This window comes from Paraburkholderia fungorum, from assembly GCF_902833645.1.
Lineage (GTDB): Bacteria > Pseudomonadota > Gammaproteobacteria > Burkholderiales > Burkholderiaceae > Paraburkholderia > Paraburkholderia fungorum.
Genome location: NZ_CADFGE010000013.1, coordinates 25867 through 41907, shown reverse-complemented (window position 1 = coordinate 41907; position 16041 = coordinate 25867). Strand labels below are relative to the sequence as shown.

Below are 16041 nucleotides of genomic sequence, written 5' to 3'. Positions count from 1 at the left end.
AGTCCGCAAGTACCGGATGTTGTGTTCCGCTAAGCCCTGGATTTTTGCCGACACGGTGGCCGGCGCATACCCCAGTGTCAATCTCTACTCGCTCGTCGAATTCGCGAAGGCCAGCGGCATCGAACCGTACCAATACCTCGTGCACCTGTTTTCGGAACTGCCTAAGGCGACAACCGCCGACCACTACATTGCGCTTCTGCCTTGGGCCACGCCCCCGCATCTTTGAAGGGCGTCCCATGCTGAGCGCTTACGAATGATCGACGCGTCAATGTCGAATCTGGCTATCGCCATGCAGATGTCTTTTCTCGACGTGGCAGTCGGTCATCTGATCGATCCCGTCACGGCGCGCCAGTTGCTGAAGATGGCTTGGCAAAGGGCGGCCTAGATGTTGCAGGAATTGCACGCGGGAAGGGCCCGCCGAGAGCGGCGGGCCGCGCTACGCACGACAGTTCGCCGTGCTGGTAGCACTGGGCCGCAGTGGCGCTGTGGGTGGTATGGGAACGATTTGGCGTACATCCGGTTACCAAAGTACGCAATAAACTCGTCAACCTCGCGACATTAAAGTCGTCAATTCGCGGACGCATTCGACAGATTGCGGCGAAAGCTTACCGGGCAACGATTTCCCAGACGCGAATCAAACTGTCCGCTGCCACTCCGGTCCGCCATGAGCAAAGTTCCCAATATTTTGGGGCGGACACTGACTGCTGGTCGTTAGCGCTGACCAAATCGACCAACCCAACTACAGGCACCGGCACGACACGATCCTGAACCGCTGCTCCGGTCAATCCCAGCGGGACATCGCATTGACTTGTGTCTGTCAGACAACGAACATACGCCAGACGACGAGCGACTGACAGACCAGTTCTGTAAAAAAATCGGTAGTCGCTTAGAAATCGATCGTGACCTGTTACGCGATCGAGCGGCCGACTCGGCCAAACTCAACCGGAATCTTTACGTAGCTGAGATCGACGTCTTCTTCCGCTAGTGCGTTCATCAAGCGCTGGCATGCCTTCTCATCGACGGAAATGGTGATGGCAAGTGGCTGATCTGCGAGCTCGAAAAAGCCGGCCGAATGGAACTTGCCCGCGTGATCGAACCCCTCTGCACCCGACATCAACGTTCCGCCCGATGCGCCGTGCTGTTCGGCGAATTTCAGCAGCCAGTCGCAGATTGACTGATGTCCATGCTTACGGTTCTGTTCAGTAAAAAACGTCAATTGATAGCCTTGCATTGCAGACTCCTTTTCAGGTGTGACGAGTGAGGGAAAGCGTGGCCATGCCCAACGCGGTCATGGCTAACGAACCACCGACGTGCAGCGCCAGCATGCCGACCGACCACCCGAGTCGGCCATCCCGAAGCAAGGTCAGCAGCTCGGCAGAAAAAGTCGAGAATGTCGACAGTCCGCCAGCCAGACCGGTGATGAGGAAAAGTCGCCATGCAACAGACAGACCTGCCGTCGAACCGAAGAACGCGATCGCAAACCCGACGATATACGCGGCAATCAGATTGCATGCAAGCGTTCCCATCGGAATGTTTGGCACGAGCGCGTTCATCATGATGCTCAAGCCATAGCGGGCGAGTGCGCCTAGCACCGCGCCGATGCTGATGGCGATAAGCGAGTACGCCCCGGTCATGGTTTAAGTTCCGCTTGATGTTGAAAGCGCGTGGGCAGTGAGGTGATCCGCGACGGGCAGTTCACAGAGGAACATTACCGCGTGGACCTTGCGCAACTCGTCGGCGTGTGCGCGCATGAAATCACGCAGCCGCTCTTCGGTGTCAACCAGTTCGAGGCACTGCGGATGGCGCATTCCGCTGATTTCTGGATGCTGGTGAGAAAGCCGCTCCCCAGGCAGATACCCTGAACTGACGTGATGCAGCATTGCTTGCATGATGTTAGATCTCTTCGCTACAGCTATCAGGTGATGGGCGAGTGCAGGTGCGCTGAGGCGATGCCAGAACCGCGTCGCTCGGGTGCGGGTCGCAAGCGGGAAGTAAAGTCGCAGCGCTGCAATGCGCTGGTTGTTGATTTGCTGAATCATTGGCCGCTTTCCCCTGTCGTCACTGCCGGATCAATAGACCTACGCGGCTGCTTGCCATTCGCGACCGGTCTCGCCGCTGTTGCTTTCTGCGGACGAGACCCGCCGGGTTCGGCCCTCTGTATTCCATCTGGCACCGGCAGGCGGTGCTTGCGATGTTTGCCATGCCCGACGCGCTGCGCGTGATAGATACCCGCATGGCCGGAAAACAGATAAGCGGTCACGCAACCGATTGCGGCAAGCGGGCCGATGCCCGTACCGAACAACTCCATAGCCATAATCGTGGTGGTGATCGGCGTGTTTGCGGCCCCAGAGAACACCGCAACGAAGCCAATGGCTGCCATCAGCGCGAACGGCATATGCAGCAGCGGCGCCAGTGCATTACCGAGGGTCGCACCGATGTAAAACAGTGGTGTGACCTCGCCACCCTTAAAGCCTGTTCCAAGCGATGCAACGGTAAAGCCGAACTTGGCAAGAAAGTCCCACGGCTGCATCGGCTGCTGAAAAGAGCGAACGATGTCGGGAATGCCGAGGCCAATGTAGTGATAGGCATCGAGCGCCCACACGGCAGTCGCTATGACGATCCCGCCCACGAACGGGCGCAACGGCGCATATGTGATGTAGTGCTTCACCAGCGCGCCGAGCTTGTGTGCGCTGGTTGCGAATGCCATGCCGACCAGACCGAACGCAATGCCGGCGATAACGACGGCGGCGACGCTCCACGCGCTGATCGGCGCGATCGAGCCGACCGCATAGTGGACGTGATGGACACCCCATGCCAGACAGACCTGATCGGCGACGATGGCCGCCACGATGCAAGGAAAGAGTGCGTCATAACGCATGCGCCCGATTGCGAGCACTTCGAGGCCGAACACTGCGCCGGCTAGGGGTGTACCGAACACCGACGCGAACCCTGCGCTCATGCCGATCATCAGCAGAATGCGACGGTCTTCACGTTCGAGACGAAACGCGTGGGTCAGCTGATCCGCGAGAGCTGCGCCCATCTGTACCGCCGTGCCCTCTCGTCCGACCGACGCACCGAACAGATGCGAGACGATCGTGCCGCCGAGCACGAGCGGTACCATGCGCAGTGGCACGACTTTCTTCGGATCGTGGATTTCATCGATGATCAGGTTGTTGCCCGCAACGACCGGCTTACCCAGCAGGTGGTACACCCAGCCCACGGCGAAGCCCGCTACGGGCAGCAGCCAGATCGCCCAGCGGTGAGCCTCGCGCCACGCGGTTGCACTATCGAGGGAAAAAAGGAAAAAGGCCGAGGCGCTACCTGAGAGAGCCGCGGCGACGCAGGCGATCAGAAACCACTTGCCCAGATAAGGCAGCAGTTCGAGTTGTTCAAAGCGTTTGAGTTTATGCATTGGTCATGTGCGCGATGTTGCTTGGCCTGACCAACGAAAAAGATGCGGGCGCGAGCGCCTACAGCCCTAACGATAGTCAGGTAACTGTAGGCGTCATTAACCGCGCGGTAAGCGCGATGGTTAAAGGAGGAACGCCATCTCCAGATTGAGCTAGAACTATATAGCATCGGATGACAGCGAACAACCGTCTCTCTTCCATGGTTCAGCCAGGGAAGATTGGGATTGGGCCATATTTCGCAGCAAGGATCTCTCCTGACGGTCCGTTTGACATCCGCTAGCTGGTCTTTGCATTGAATGTTCGGTGAAGGGCTCCTGTGGGCGACCTGATGCCGATCGCAGGATTGCGAGGATTGAAGCGGCGCGTTCCCACGACATGAGGCACTATGCGGCGAGGACGAGGCGGTCAATGGTTCGATGTAAACGGCCGATGATTGTTGAGTTAGCGGCCGTTCGCTAATTTGGCAACGGAACGGCCAAGCCGGCGCGGATGTGCCGATCGATTTCCTGAACTGCCGAATTACGGCAGTGCTGGCTTCGCCCGGCGGAGCGTCAACGTAATCTAGTTGCGAATACCATCTTTTGAGCCGTCGCCACGGGTGCGCTGCTTTGACTGAAGAAACGGTTCAAATCGGCACGATAATCTTGCTGCCGCCAGGCTTCGGAGCAAATCGGCAGGGCTGTGTCATTTGCTCGCTGGCGCGATGTCAGCCGATTTAACATTCTTATGTGGCGCTACTCGCCATACAGCGTTACCGATGTCGTCAGCCACAAGCAAGGCCCCATGCGCGTCCAGTGCGACGCCAACGGGTCGACCCACGGCGTAGCCGTCTGGCGTCAGAAAGCCGCTCAGGAAATCCTCAGGTACGCCAGCAGGTTTTCCATCGACAAATGGCACGAACACCACCTTGTAGCCGGTACGCGGTTTACGGTTCCATGATCCATGCTGACCGACAAATGCGCCTCCACGATAGTGAGGCGGGAACAGCGCCCGGTCGTAAAAGACCAGACCTAACGAAGCCGTGTGATTGCCGAGCGCATAGTCCGGCACAATGGCCGTTGCAACCAGATCGGGACGTTGCGGTTTGACGCGGGTGTCAATGTGCTGGCCGTAATAGCTATATGGGAAGCCATAGAAAGCCCCATCTTTCACAGCGGTCATATAGTCGGGGACAAGATTATTGCCGAGATCGTCCCGCTCATTGACTGCCGTCCACAACGCGCCGCTGTCCGGCTGCCATGCAAGTCCGTTGGCGTTGCGCAATCCAGTCGCATAGGGCCGCAGATGACCCGTGTCGATGTCGAGCACGAGGATGCGCGCTCGGCCTTGTTCGGCGTCGACTCCATTTTCCCCGGCGTTACTGTTCGATCCCACAGTGATGTACAGATGCCTGCCGGAGCGATCGGCGAGGATGTTTTTGGTCCAGTGATGGTTGATCGGGCCGCCCGGCAAGTCGACAACCTTGACGCCGGGGCTCGTAATCTGGGTGCTGCCCGGCACATAGTTGAAACGCAGCAAAGCGTCCGTATCGGCAACATAGAGTTGATTGCCAATGAGCGCCATCCCGAACGGCGAGTGCAGGCCGCCCAGAAACAGGGTCCGATTCCTCGCGACGCCGCTGCCATCCACATCTCGCAACAGCACAATGCGATCGGGGCTCGGCACACCGGCGCCTGCGCGCTTCATGACCTGCTTTCTGACCCAGCCGAATAGGCCGCTGCCTTCATCGTGTTCTTCTGGCGCGTCGCTTTCCGCTACCAGTACGTCACCATTGGGCAGCGTGTAAAGCCAGCGCGGGTGCGCAAGGCCACGAGCAAACTCGGTGACATCAAAACTGGGAGGAGCTGTGGGCACAAAGCCGGCAGGGCGCGTCTGAACAGGCGCGATGTTGACCATTGGAATCAAGGTCGATTGTGGAGCCGGTATTGCGGGCGACGCGCCAAAGCCCGTATCACCTGGACTTGATGGTCCGATCGCACAAGAAGTTAATGGTAAAAGCGTTGCAACAGCCAAACGATTGAGCAGGCGCATGTGGATTCCCCGGCGAGAAGTGTTGCTTGATGATGTACGGGAGGAGTAGCAAGAATCCAGCCCGTGATGTTGCCTGCCAAGGCGCACTGCTTCGTGATCTAACGGCAGACCTCGACCTACCGACTTTCTGATCTTGCCGTTGCTACGTTGTCGGCTATGGGGAAACAGCAGCGAAGTCGAGTATCAGAATCGCCCCTTCAAGGCGTCAGATATCCTTAAGGTAAGAGCGCCAGCGTCCATCGGATTTGCGCGGGATCTTTTTCGGGCTATCGGTTCAAAATTCGTCGGTGGCGCGCGCGATCAATTCGTCAAGTCACGACATTTGAAGAGGCAGAATGGCTCAGGTTAGCGAAATGAAGACGCAAATGCCACAGTTGCCTAGATGCTGTACTGGCTTATCATCCTGCTGGTCGAAATGCAGTTTGTCGTCGGCTGAACGATGCTGGATGTCTACAAAGACATGCCCCCCGTTACTCTGATCGCCTGGCATTTTTTGGGGCGACGCTCGTCGCCGTGATGTCAATCGGCGTAATCTGGAGATTGATGCATCAGCCCATTCCGAACGAGTTGCCGCCGTTACTCTGGGTTCCCGATCCGAGCTGCCACGATTGGCGTTGGCATAAGGGGAATGTTAGAGGCACGCGATAAAGTGGTCTGCAATTCATTGTGGATGACTAACTAATTCCTGCAGTGCCCAGTCGTCGCAAAACTTCGGCACCCTCTTGAGTTAGCCGGAACTCTGAACCGCTTGACGCTGTTGCCACAACTTCGAGCAAACTTTCCTGTCGGAGAATCATCGCATCAGGGTCCGCGATTGCCACCTGTGCGGGCCCGCTGAATATCAGAAGCAGTATCGCAATCTCATGGTGACTGAGTAGCCTCTTCATGATGTACCTCGGCGACGGTTACTCGCACCCTCGTCAAAAACGGGGCGCCGAATCTTCCAACGGCGTGCGTTTTTTTGAACAGCGTCTTTAGCGCGCACGAAAATGTAGACCATGATTCCCATGGAAACAGTCAACTACCCGGACGGAAGCACGTGCGTACGCCGTGCTCAAAAAAGCAGGACTCTGCAAACGATTGACATCCGCCTCGACGGCGCTAAGACGCTTATCGGTTGGTGGACGTACGGATCTCGCGAGAATATTTGGTGTTCGGAAGAGTGGGCCTTGCCTGCAAGTAATCTACGGCCGATTGCTTAAAACTGGCTTAAAGATCATGTAGGGGTAAACAGCAGGAGATCGGTAGTCCGGGACAAGCCTATTTCGAAAAGGAGGATCTTGATAACGCGGCCTGGCGTGCGGTAGTTCTTTCGCTCAATCTGACAATCAGGCGCGGGTTGATCCGCGGCGCGTAAAGACGGTTCCTGCAACGATCCCAAGCACCGTCAACGCAAGATATGTCAGGTGCAAATGCCGGTGAAGCGCTAGCCCGCGCGTACCGTATAAAAGCACGCCGAGGCACAGAAGCGGCGGCAGAAGCCTTCCGGCGGAAACGATCTTTGAGTTCATTGGCTCTTCTCCATCGGGTGCGTTACCGCATGAAACCGGTTGGTTGCTGTGCCTGTCAGCATCAGGCTCCGACGCATGTGGACTATTTGCGCACTTCGGTCAGGTTTGCGTCGGCGACAGGATACTACCGGGCGACGCGTGACGGTAGGGAGAATGCCCGGATACGCTATCGCGATGCCTGGAGGGTGTTGATGCTCCGCACCAGAGGCAACATGCTCGGCGTGCGGCGAGCCGGTGTAACCGAGGCGCCCTTGCGATTGCAGGACGCCGATCTGATCCGCTACAGCTACGGCCGAATCGAGGTCCTCGACCGCTCGGCCTCGAACAACGTGTGTGCGAGTGTTTTCACGTTGTCAGGCGGGAATGCGAAAGGCTGCTGCCCGATCTCACCGCAAGGTAAAGCACCGCATTTACACGTCCTGTCGCATGCCTGTGGCGACGCCCAATCGACTGGCCGCTACGCATACTGACGCAGGCGCAACGCGAACTAGGACCGTTTTGGCCTGTTGTGGCGTGGTGACGGTATGCGATCGGTCGATCTAGCCGAGCAAGCGTCGTTGTTACGGTCTCCAGTCGTCGATATAAACGCCACGAGTGTCCGCTACAAACCGGCTACTCGATCGCCATCAATAAATGACCATCAGGGTCTCGAAACAGCAAGCACGGTTCCCCGGACGTAAGGCGGACAAGTCCCGCTACGATGCCCAAATTCGCTGCGAGCTTGCCCACATCGCTGCATCGGATGACAATCTTGTCGCTAGCTATATCGGTAATCTCTGCTAGCAAGCCCGTCATAGATGCAACGGGATGCTGGTAAGCGAGCAATTCGACATGTGGTGACATCTCCGATGTCGTTTGCAGAGAGGCGACGTCGACTATCGGGTGATCGAGCGCATCCAACAATCCTTGTTCGCTTCCGGAATTGGTTTGACACGCGCTCAAGCTCAGGCCCAGCGTGGTCGTATAAAAAACAACGCTCGAGGATGCGCTGGATACGGAGATCGCGGTGTGGTCAATCCCTGCGCGAACTTCAGATCGACCGCATTCGCCGGCAGGCTGCAGCAACTCGAGCGGATGGCCATCCGGGTCGCGAAACTTGAAGGCTGTAACGCCACCGCTGCTATCGGGGAGGCGAACCGGTGCCGGCCCGGAATCCATGCCGCGCGAGATCGCAGTTGGACGCGCAGAGGCACTGTCTTCACGATAAAGCCGCTTGAACGCGGTATCGATGTTCGCGCAACGTAGGGCCAGATGTTGAAACGCAAGATCTACCGAGGTGCTTGGCGACGGATAGGGGCGCGCGTTCGGACCAGCCTCGACAAGTTCAAGCTCCTCGTTGCCGAGGCTTAAACGCTGTACCTTGACATTACATGCGCCCAACCCGAGTTCAGCCGCAAACAAGCGGTCCATATAAAATGCACCCCCGCTTAGTTGAAAACCCAGGCGGTCCCGGTAGAACAAAGTGCTACGTTCAAGGTCCACGACATTTCGGCTAATTCGTATGATCTGGGTAACGAGCGCGGATGTCATGGGCGCTGGGCCCCTCGCAGGTTGGTAAAGATCGCAAACAACGAATGTGAAGCGCAGATAAACAAGCGGCTTCGATTACGTCCGCCAAACGTCAGATTGGACACGGCGTAGGGGACACGGATCTTGCCGATCAATTCGCCGGAGGGTGCAATGCAGTGCACGCCGTCCGCTGCACTCGACCACACGTTGCCGTCCTCATCGCACCGGATACCATCGGCAAAGCCAGGATCGATCTTATGAAAGATACGCGGCTCGCCAAGCGATGCGCCGTCGGCGCAGACCTCCAGCACGGCGATGTGTTGCACCGGTGCTGGATCGAATTGCAGGCCACTTTCACAGACGTAGAGGCGCGTTTCGTCGGGTGCGAAACACAAGCCGTTGGGTCCCGTGAATCGCTCCGAAACGACGCTGAGTTCTCCCGTATCGGGTATCAGCCGATACACGCACGCTGGACGCTCCGACACCTGCTTGCCGCCCTCGTAGTCCGTCTGGATGCCGTACGGCGGATCGGAAAACCAGATTGTCCCGTCGCTCTTGACGATCACATCGTTAGGCGAATTCAAGCGCTTTCCTTCGTAGCGGTCCACCAGCACGACGACGCGTCCATCCAGTTCGGTACGGGTGATGCAACGGTTTCGATGAGAACATCCGATCAGCCGCCCTTGCAGATCGCGCGTATGTCCATTAGCGAACCCGGACGGTTGCCTGAACATGCCGATACCGCCGTCCGGCGTCCAGCGCATGATGCGATCGTTGGGCAAATCGCTGAACAAGAGACACTCCTGATCCGCGAACCAGACCGGTCCTTCCAGCCACCGAAAGCCGTCGCCAAGCAATTCGAGTGGCGCGTTCGGGAGAACCATCGGCTTGAAGCATGGGTCGATAATCTCCACATCCGGGCGCGTGGTCATGCGTCACCGGCTACTGGAAGTGTCCCGGCCGATGGACCGGATCGACGTGTAATTGAACGGTCATGAGGACCGCCGGCTGATCGCCGATCGTACCCGAGCGATGCCCCTTCCGGCCGTCGGCACTGGCGATGCTTCCCTGGTCCTCTCCTAACGAGAGATCGCCTGGACCCATTTCAATGCGCGTGCCGTCCATGGACTCGACCCACCATCGCCCGGACAGGGGAACGATCCACTGCGGCGCCGGATTCTCGTGCCATTCGCCAACCCAGCCCACGGGCTGCACGGTAAAGACAACGGTCGCGTCCGAACGCTCTTGTTTGTCGTTCCATTGCGGCGCAGCGTTGCCTACGCCCTTCAGGTCGAACTTGTCGAGCTCGGAGCGCATTTGATGGCTCACGCCTGCGTCGTCCGTCCACAAGTGCCAGTAGCCGATTCTCGGGGACGGGTCTTTCGATTCGGAGGATGACATTAAGATTCTCACAAAATGGGAGGGCAGGGCTGTGCATTGCCCGCAGCGGTGGATGTCGACGGCATGGACGCAACGCCTGCATAGGGTGCTGAGGACAATGGATGATTCAACACCGACAATGCGCTCACCGGTATGCCGCCGATCACGAGCAAGAGCAGGCCGCCGACCAGTCCGAAGTTCTTCAGGAAATCCCAGAAATGGCTTCGCCCTTCTCCGGGATTGGACCAGAAGTGCGGGTAGTTCCAGAACGGGTGATATAGGAGGGCAGTGACCGCACAAAAGCCCGCGAGTACGAACGCCGCCAGCCGGTCATGCCAGCCGATCACGATGCAAACCGGCGTTACGAACTCCACGACGATGGCGATCACGATCAATACGGCGCCGCCAGGAAGGAAGGATGACGTGGCCTGCTGCATCGCTTCCTTCCAGTGGGCAATCTTGTCGAAGGCGCTGAACGGAAACATGATCACGAGACAGAACCGGGCGATCAACGGGATGGCAATCAGATTGAGAAAATTCACGTTCAATCCTTTTGGGCGAGCGTCATGCGGGCAGTGGCGTCACGCCCAAGCGCACGCCGATATGGTCAGCGACACGCAGCGCGTTGGCGATGATCGTCAAGGTCGGATTGACTGCGCCAATCGATGGAAAGAAGCTTGCGTCGGTGACATACAGATTATCGAGTTCGTGCGCCTTGCAATTCACATCGAGCACCGATGTGGCCGGATCGGTGCCGAAGCGCAGCGTACCCGCCTGGTGAGCTGTCCCGCCGATGGGGATATTCTTTCCTAGGTACAGATTGCGTTCCATCATCGTCGCATGAGCGCCGGCATCGGCGAGGAGTGTTTCGAGTTTCTTCTTCAAACGGTGATGGGCTTCCATGTTGCCTTCCTCGATGTCGAGCACGACGCGCTTGCCGTCGTAGCGGATGCGGTTCTCGGGACGGGGCAGGTCTTCCGTCGACAACCAGAAGTCCATCGAATGACGCGCCATGGTTTCGAACGGCATTTCCGGGAGCCATTCGAGCCAGCCCGGCAGCGCCTCTCCCCGGATCTGGTCGGCGTGCGAAGTTGCACACATCTGGATCAAGCCGAGCGGATATTCCCAATCGTCCGCGCCGAAATAAAAGTCGCTGATCGCGAGCGTCTTTTGAAAGACCGTATCGTTCGGCTCGCGCATGAGCGCCATGAGTATCGACTGGTTATGACGCATGTAGTTGCGGCCCACCTGGTCGGAGCCATTTGCCAGGCCGCGAGAATGTTTGTCATTGCCGGAGCGCAGCATCAAGAGCGCCGACGACAACGCCCCGCACGCGACCACGACGATGTCGCCCGTGTAGCGCTCTTCCATGCCCGCGCGCTGTACGCATACCCCTGTTACAGTCCGCCCGGACGCATCGGTTTCAAGCCGGCTTACGTACGCCCCCGTCATCAGCGTAAGGTTCGGATACGCCGCCAGCGCCGGATCGACGCACACCACCTGCGCGTCTGCCTTGCCGTTGAGCAAACACGGGAAGCCGTCGAATGCATCGCAGCGAATGCACGTGCTTGTCGGCGTGACCTTGCCGTCCTTTTCGTCGAGAAGGATGCCGAGCGGCAGATGAAACGGATGCAATCCCGCGTTGAGCAACGAGTCGTTGAGGGACTGGATGCGGGGCTCGTGGGACACGGCGGGATAGGGGAACGGGGTACTTGCAGGGGGTTCGCAAGGGTCTTCACCCCGTTGTCCGTGGACGTGGAACAGGCGCTCCGCTTGCGCGTAGTAAGGCTCGAAATCTGCGTATGTAAGCGGCCATGCAGGGGATATGCCGTCCTTATGCTGCACTACTTCGAAATCGCGCTCCCGCAACCTGAATAGCGCCGCGCCGTAGACCTTCGAATTTCCCCCAACGTAGTAGTGCAACCCAGGCTGGAACTTGCTGCCATCGCTGCCATACCAGGTTTCTCGAGTCTGATACATGCCATCGACGAACACCGTTTTCGAATCCCAGTTCTCGGGTTCGCGCTTCAGGTAGTCACCGCGTTCGAGCAAAAGGATTCGCTTGCCCGTGGAGGCGAGCTTCTGCGCGAGAGACGCGCCTCCCGGGCCGCTTCCAATCACGATGACGTCGTAGTGGCTCATGGGTTCCTTGTCGATCATGAAGGTGAACACCGTGATCGCTCAACGGAGAGCGTCCCGGCGTTAGCACGGCTCTCGTTTCGCAAGAACCGAACCTGTGGGCTTTTAGTAAGCCGGGAGCGTATCGATTACCCGGTACGGCTCTTGCGCTGATGTGGTTTGCGCCCTCGCCGCTAGACTCGTCGATCTGGTCCCGGGCATTCGCGGCAACTTTGTATGAACATTGGTCAATCAACATGACAAAAGTAGCGGTGGTGACGGGGGCCAGTGCGGGTGTCGGCCGTGCAACCGTCGAAGAGTTTGCCCGTCAAGGATACGATATTGCGTTGCTGGCGCGTGAACCCGAACGCCTACAGCGCGTAGCCCGTGAGTTGGAGCGTCGCTACCATATTCGCGCGCTCGCTATTCCAACCGATGTTGCAGTTGCTGATGCCATCGAAAAAGCCGCCACGCGCACAGAGGAAGAGCTCGGCCCGATCGATGTATGGGTGAATGTCGCGATGGCGACGGTGTTTGCACCCGTCTCCAAGCTGACTGCACAAGAGTTCGAGCGTGGCACGCGAGTCACCTATCTTGGACAGGTGCACGGCACGATGGCAGCACTCTCGCGCATGCGATTGCGCAATCGCGGCACTATCGTCAATGTCGGATCGGCGCTCGGATATCGGTCGGTGCCGTTGCAATCGATCTATTGCGGCGCGAAATTTGCGATTCGTGGCTTTACCGACGCTCTGCGTTCGGAAATCATCCACGACAAGCTGAAAGTGCACCTGACGATGGTCGACCTGCCGGCGGTCAATACGCCGCAGTTCGATTGGGCGATGAATAAAATGGGGGTGAAGGCGAAGCCCGTTGCGCCAATCTTTGAGCCGGAAGTCCCGGCCCGCGCGATCTACTTCGCCGCCACGCACAAGCGGCGCGAAGTCTGGGTGGGCTTCCCAACGGTAAAGGCGATTCTCGCGAACCGCATCGCACCGGGGTTGATCGATAGATACCTGGCGTCGGCGGGTTATGCAGGTCAACTGACCGACGTTCCGCTCGCTACGGATGCGCCTGCCAATCTGTACGAACCGGTGCCCGGGAATTATGGCGCGCATGGGCGGTTTGATCAGGAGTCGAAGACGGGCAGCTGGGAAATGTTCACTGACCGCCACCGTTCAGTGTTCTGGGCGCTTGCCGCGTTGGGTCTTGTCGGTGGGGTTCATCTGCTCGCCAAGAAGTATAAGATCTGAATGAAATCGCTCAGGACAAAATCGCAATGAGCAACCCGATAGAAGACTATGCCCTGCTGGGCGATGGCGAGACCGCAGCGTTGGTCAGCCGCCATGGATCGATCGACTGGCTGTGCTGGCCACGCTTTGACGACGATGCCTGCTTCGCCGCGCTACTTGGCACAACAGAAAATGGTCATTGGTCGATGGCGCCTGTTGCAGCGCTGACCGGCCAAAGCCGCCGCTATCAACAAGACACCTTGATCATGGAGACCGACTTCGCGACCGACGAAGGTGCTGTGCGGGTTGTCGATTTCATGCCGATGCGCACGACGTTTTCGTCTGTTGTACGTATCGTTGTCGGGCTGCGTGGAAGCGTCAAAATGCGCTCGACCTTGCGCCTGCGATTCGACTACGGCGCGTTGCCACCCTGGTCGACAACAGAAGGGAACAGCATGATCGCGAAAGTCGGCCCTGATCTCGTGGTCCTGCGCGCGCCGATGCCACTCGAAGTCAAGTCGCATGGCACCGAAACCGAATTCGAAGTTCGGGAAAAAAGCAGGCTGGCGTTCGTGATGAGCTATGGGCTGTCCCATCAGCCTCCGCCTGCCGCTATCGATGCTGAAGCCGCGCTGGTGGCGACCCAAAAATTCTGGTGCAACTGGATCGATCGTTTCGATAATTCAAAGACCGACTGGCCTCAACAGGTGCGTCGCTCCCTGCTTACCCTCAAGGCGTTGATTCATCAGGCGAGCGGCGGACTGATCGCCGCGCCCACGACCTCTTTGCCTGAAGCGCCGGGCGGCAAGATGAATTGGGACTATCGATATTGCTGGCTTCGCGACGCGAGTTTCACCTTGGGAGCGCTCCTCAACGCCGGCTTTTTGGCTGAAGCGCAGGCTTGGCGAGACTGGCTTTTGCGTGCCATCGCCGGCTCGCCGGATCGCATGAGGATCATGTATCGGGTCGACGGCGCACGGCATCTCGCCGAGTGGACCGTCGATGCATTGCCGGGATATCGATATTCACAGCCGGTGCGCGTCGGTAACGCCGCATCGACACAGCATCAGATCGATGTGTTCGGAGAGGTGCTCGATTGCCTGGATCTTGCTCGGCGGGGTGGCGTGCCCACCTCGACACAGGAAACGGCGGTCGCGCTGACGATAGTCGAACACCTTGCGCAGATGTGGGACAGCGAAGGCTCGGGCGTCTGGGAGTCGCGCGCCGAGCCGCGGCAATACACTTACTCCAAGGTGATGGCGTGGGTCGCATTCGACCGCTTCATCCGCCACCACGAAGCGTCTGGAACCCTCAATACCGTCGATCAAAAGGTGCTCGATCGCATCGTTTCCTTGCGCTCGATGGTTCACGCGCAGGTTTGTCGCGAAGGCTGGAACGAAGGTTTGGGCAGCTTCACGCAGCACTATGGGGGCCAGGAGCTCGACGCAAGCTTGCTGCTCCTTCCGTTAGTCGGCTTTTTGCCGGCTGAGGAGCCCCGCATGGCCGCGACGATTGTCACGATCCAGCGAGAGCTCTCGGAAGGCGGCCTGATCCGCCGAACGAGGGCACGACGAGACGGTCCAGTCGAGGGTGCGTTTCTCGCGTGCTCCTGCTGGATGGCTGATTGCCTCATCCTGCAAGGTCGGGTCGACGAGGCGCGGGTGCAATTCGAACGGGTGCTCGCTGTTGGCAACGAACTCGGCTTGTTTTCCGAGGAGTACAACGTGCCCGGCAAGCATCTCGCCGGCAATTTTCCGCAAGCGCTGACCCATCTGGCCATCGTCAATACGGCTCTTAATTTTTGCGGTCCGACACTTAACCGCGGTGGCAGTTGAACCGCGCGATCCCCGCACCCAAGACGAATCAATCAACCCAACGAGATCTCGATGACCGATGCAGCCCCGAAGGATCCTTCGGCCCCGGCAGCTCCTGACGCTCGCCGATTGCCACATCCCGCCTCTTATCCAATGCTCGCGGGACAACCAGCGCTTGTTACAGGCGCAAATTCTGGCATCGGCAAGGCCGTGGCCCTCGGGTTTGCACGCGCGGGTGCGGACGTGGTCATCAATTACGTCGCCGATCCGCAGGCAGCAGAGGAGGTCGCTCACGAGATAGAACGCTTGGGGCGTCGTGCAATTGCATTGCAGGCCGATGTGAGCAAGGAAGACCAGGTTCAAGCCATGTTCGCCCGTGCCATCGAACATTTCGGGACGCTTCACATCGTGGTGAGCAATGCTGGATTGCAGCGTGACGCGCCGTTTGACAAGATGACGCTGGATCAATGGAATAGGGTGATCGGTGTCAACCTGACCGGCCAGTTCCTGTGCACGAGAGAGGCAGTCAGGGAGTTCAAGCGTCGTGGCGTCGATGACGCGGTGTCCGTTGCAGCGGGAAAAATCCTCTGCATGAGTTCGGTGCATCAGGAGATCCCCTGGGCGGGTCATGCCAACTATGCGGCGTCTAAGGGCGGTGTCATGCTGCTCATGAAAAGTCTTGCCCAAGAGGTTGCGCCTTACCGCATCCGCGTCAACAGCATTGCGCCGGGGGCCATTCGGACGCCGATCAATACACAAGCGTGGAGCACGTCGGAGGCTTATGCCGACTTGATGACCTTGGTCCCCTACAAGCGCATCGGGGAACCTGATGACATTGCGCAGGCTGCGGTCTGGTTGGCATCCGATGCCGCCGATTACGTAACTGGTGCGACGCTCTTTGTAGATGGCGGGATGACGTTATATCCGGGTTTCGCGACTGGGGGCTAGGATCCATAGATCTGGCGGTAAAGCGAATGGCGTTCGGCAGAAAGCGATCCGTCCCGGTCCTTGATCAGAAGATAATTGCAGGGACGTA

General features: G+C 58.5%; 15 protein-coding genes, 1 pseudogene and 1 riboswitch. Of the genes and pseudogenes, 6 read left to right on the top strand and 10 right to left on the bottom strand.

Annotation, left to right across the window (positions count from 1 at the left end):
- The first annotated feature begins 16 nt into the window (after nt 1-16).
- Both HWX91_RS31340 and HWX91_RS41160 read left to right on the top strand, forming a co-directional pair.
- Nucleotides 17-226: a transposase domain-containing protein gene (locus HWX91_RS31340; RefSeq protein WP_028196990.1), complete on the top strand. Its 210-nt coding sequence runs from the start codon at nt 17-19 to the stop codon at nt 224-226.
- A 27-nt stretch (nt 227-253) separates the two neighbouring features.
- The gene (locus HWX91_RS41160; protein ID WP_255246784.1) at nt 254-385 is read left to right on the top strand and encodes a hypothetical protein; all 132 of its coding nucleotides are present in this window, start codon (nt 254-256) and stop codon (nt 383-385) included.
- A 522-nt stretch (nt 386-907) separates the two neighbouring features.
- Here HWX91_RS41160 and HWX91_RS31335 read toward each other — a convergent pair.
- The 5 genes from HWX91_RS31335 to HWX91_RS31315 all read right to left on the bottom strand — a co-directional run bounded on the left by HWX91_RS31335 (nt 908) and on the right by HWX91_RS31315 (nt 5441).
- A complete protein-coding gene (locus tag HWX91_RS31335; protein WP_028196989.1) occupies nt 908-1231 on the bottom strand; it encodes a DUF190 domain-containing protein in 324 nt (107 codons plus the stop codon).
- Nucleotides 1232-1244: 13 nt separating this feature from the next.
- Entirely contained in the window at nt 1245-1634 is a 390-nt protein-coding gene (crcB, locus tag HWX91_RS31330; RefSeq protein ID WP_028196988.1) for a fluoride efflux transporter CrcB, read from the bottom strand.
- Between the two features lie 3 nt (nt 1635-1637).
- Nucleotides 1638-2039 carry a putative PII-like signaling protein gene (locus HWX91_RS31325; protein ID WP_081833074.1) on the bottom strand — a complete coding sequence of 134 codons (402 nt, stop codon included), beginning with the start codon at nt 2037-2039 and terminating at the stop codon, nt 1638-1640.
- Nucleotides 2036-3412, bottom strand: coding sequence for a voltage-gated chloride channel family protein (locus HWX91_RS31320; protein WP_028196986.1), 1377 nt, complete (start codon nt 3410-3412; stop codon nt 2036-2038). The genes HWX91_RS31325 and HWX91_RS31320 overlap by 4 nt, the downstream gene beginning before the upstream one ends.
- Before the next feature lie 80 nt (nt 3413-3492).
- A riboswitch (Fluoride riboswitch) is annotated at nt 3493-3563 on the bottom strand.
- Between the two features lie 531 nt (nt 3564-4094).
- Complete coding sequence (locus HWX91_RS31315) at nt 4095-5441, bottom strand: PQQ-dependent sugar dehydrogenase (protein WP_028196985.1); 1347 nt, start codon at nt 5439-5441, stop codon at nt 4095-4097.
- Between the two features lie 1720 nt (nt 5442-7161).
- On the opposite strand from HWX91_RS31315, the pseudogene HWX91_RS31310 reads away from it, so the two are divergent.
- A pseudogene (locus HWX91_RS31310) lies at nt 7162-7352 on the top strand (Crp/Fnr family transcriptional regulator); the annotation flags it as partial.
- A 212-nt stretch (nt 7353-7564) separates the two neighbouring features.
- On the opposite strand, the gene HWX91_RS31305 reads toward HWX91_RS31310, so the two are convergent.
- The 5 genes from HWX91_RS31305 to HWX91_RS31285 are packed head-to-tail and all read right to left on the bottom strand — an operon-like array spanning nt 7565 to nt 12001.
- A complete protein-coding gene (locus tag HWX91_RS31305; protein ID WP_052660725.1) occupies nt 7565-8482 on the bottom strand; it encodes a VOC family protein in 918 nt (305 codons plus the stop codon).
- On the bottom strand, nt 8479-9393 hold the full coding sequence (locus HWX91_RS31300) for an SMP-30/gluconolactonase/LRE family protein (protein ID WP_028196983.1): 915 nt from the start codon (nt 9391-9393) through the stop codon (nt 8479-8481). The genes HWX91_RS31305 and HWX91_RS31300 overlap by 4 nt, the downstream gene beginning before the upstream one ends.
- A gap of 10 nt (nt 9394-9403) precedes the next feature.
- Nucleotides 9404-9862, bottom strand: a complete 459-nt coding sequence (locus tag HWX91_RS31295) for a cupin domain-containing protein (protein WP_028196982.1) — start codon at nt 9860-9862, stop codon at nt 9404-9406.
- An 8-nt stretch (nt 9863-9870) separates the two neighbouring features.
- A complete protein-coding gene (locus HWX91_RS31290) occupies nt 9871-10383 on the bottom strand; it encodes a DoxX family protein (protein ID WP_063627878.1) in 513 nt (170 codons plus the stop codon).
- A 22-nt stretch (nt 10384-10405) separates the two neighbouring features.
- On the bottom strand, nt 10406-12001 hold the full coding sequence (locus tag HWX91_RS31285; RefSeq protein ID WP_028196981.1) for a GMC oxidoreductase: 1596 nt from the start codon (nt 11999-12001) through the stop codon (nt 10406-10408).
- 215 nt (nt 12002-12216) lie between these two features.
- Between HWX91_RS31285 and HWX91_RS31280 the strand changes: the two genes are divergently transcribed.
- From HWX91_RS31280 to HWX91_RS31270, 3 genes are all read left to right on the top strand, one after another.
- Nucleotides 12217-13212 (top strand): SDR family oxidoreductase, encoded by a 996-nt coding sequence (locus HWX91_RS31280; RefSeq protein ID WP_028196980.1) that lies wholly within the window; start codon nt 12217-12219, stop codon nt 13210-13212.
- A 26-nt stretch (nt 13213-13238) separates the two neighbouring features.
- Nucleotides 13239-15026, top strand: coding sequence for a glycoside hydrolase family 15 protein (locus HWX91_RS31275; protein ID WP_028196979.1), 1788 nt, complete (start codon nt 13239-13241; stop codon nt 15024-15026).
- Between the two features lie 132 nt (nt 15027-15158).
- The gene (locus tag HWX91_RS31270) at nt 15159-15953 is read left to right on the top strand and encodes an SDR family oxidoreductase (protein ID WP_042275118.1); all 795 of its coding nucleotides are present in this window, start codon (nt 15159-15161) and stop codon (nt 15951-15953) included.
- The last annotated feature ends 88 nt before the right edge of the window (nt 15954-16041 follow it).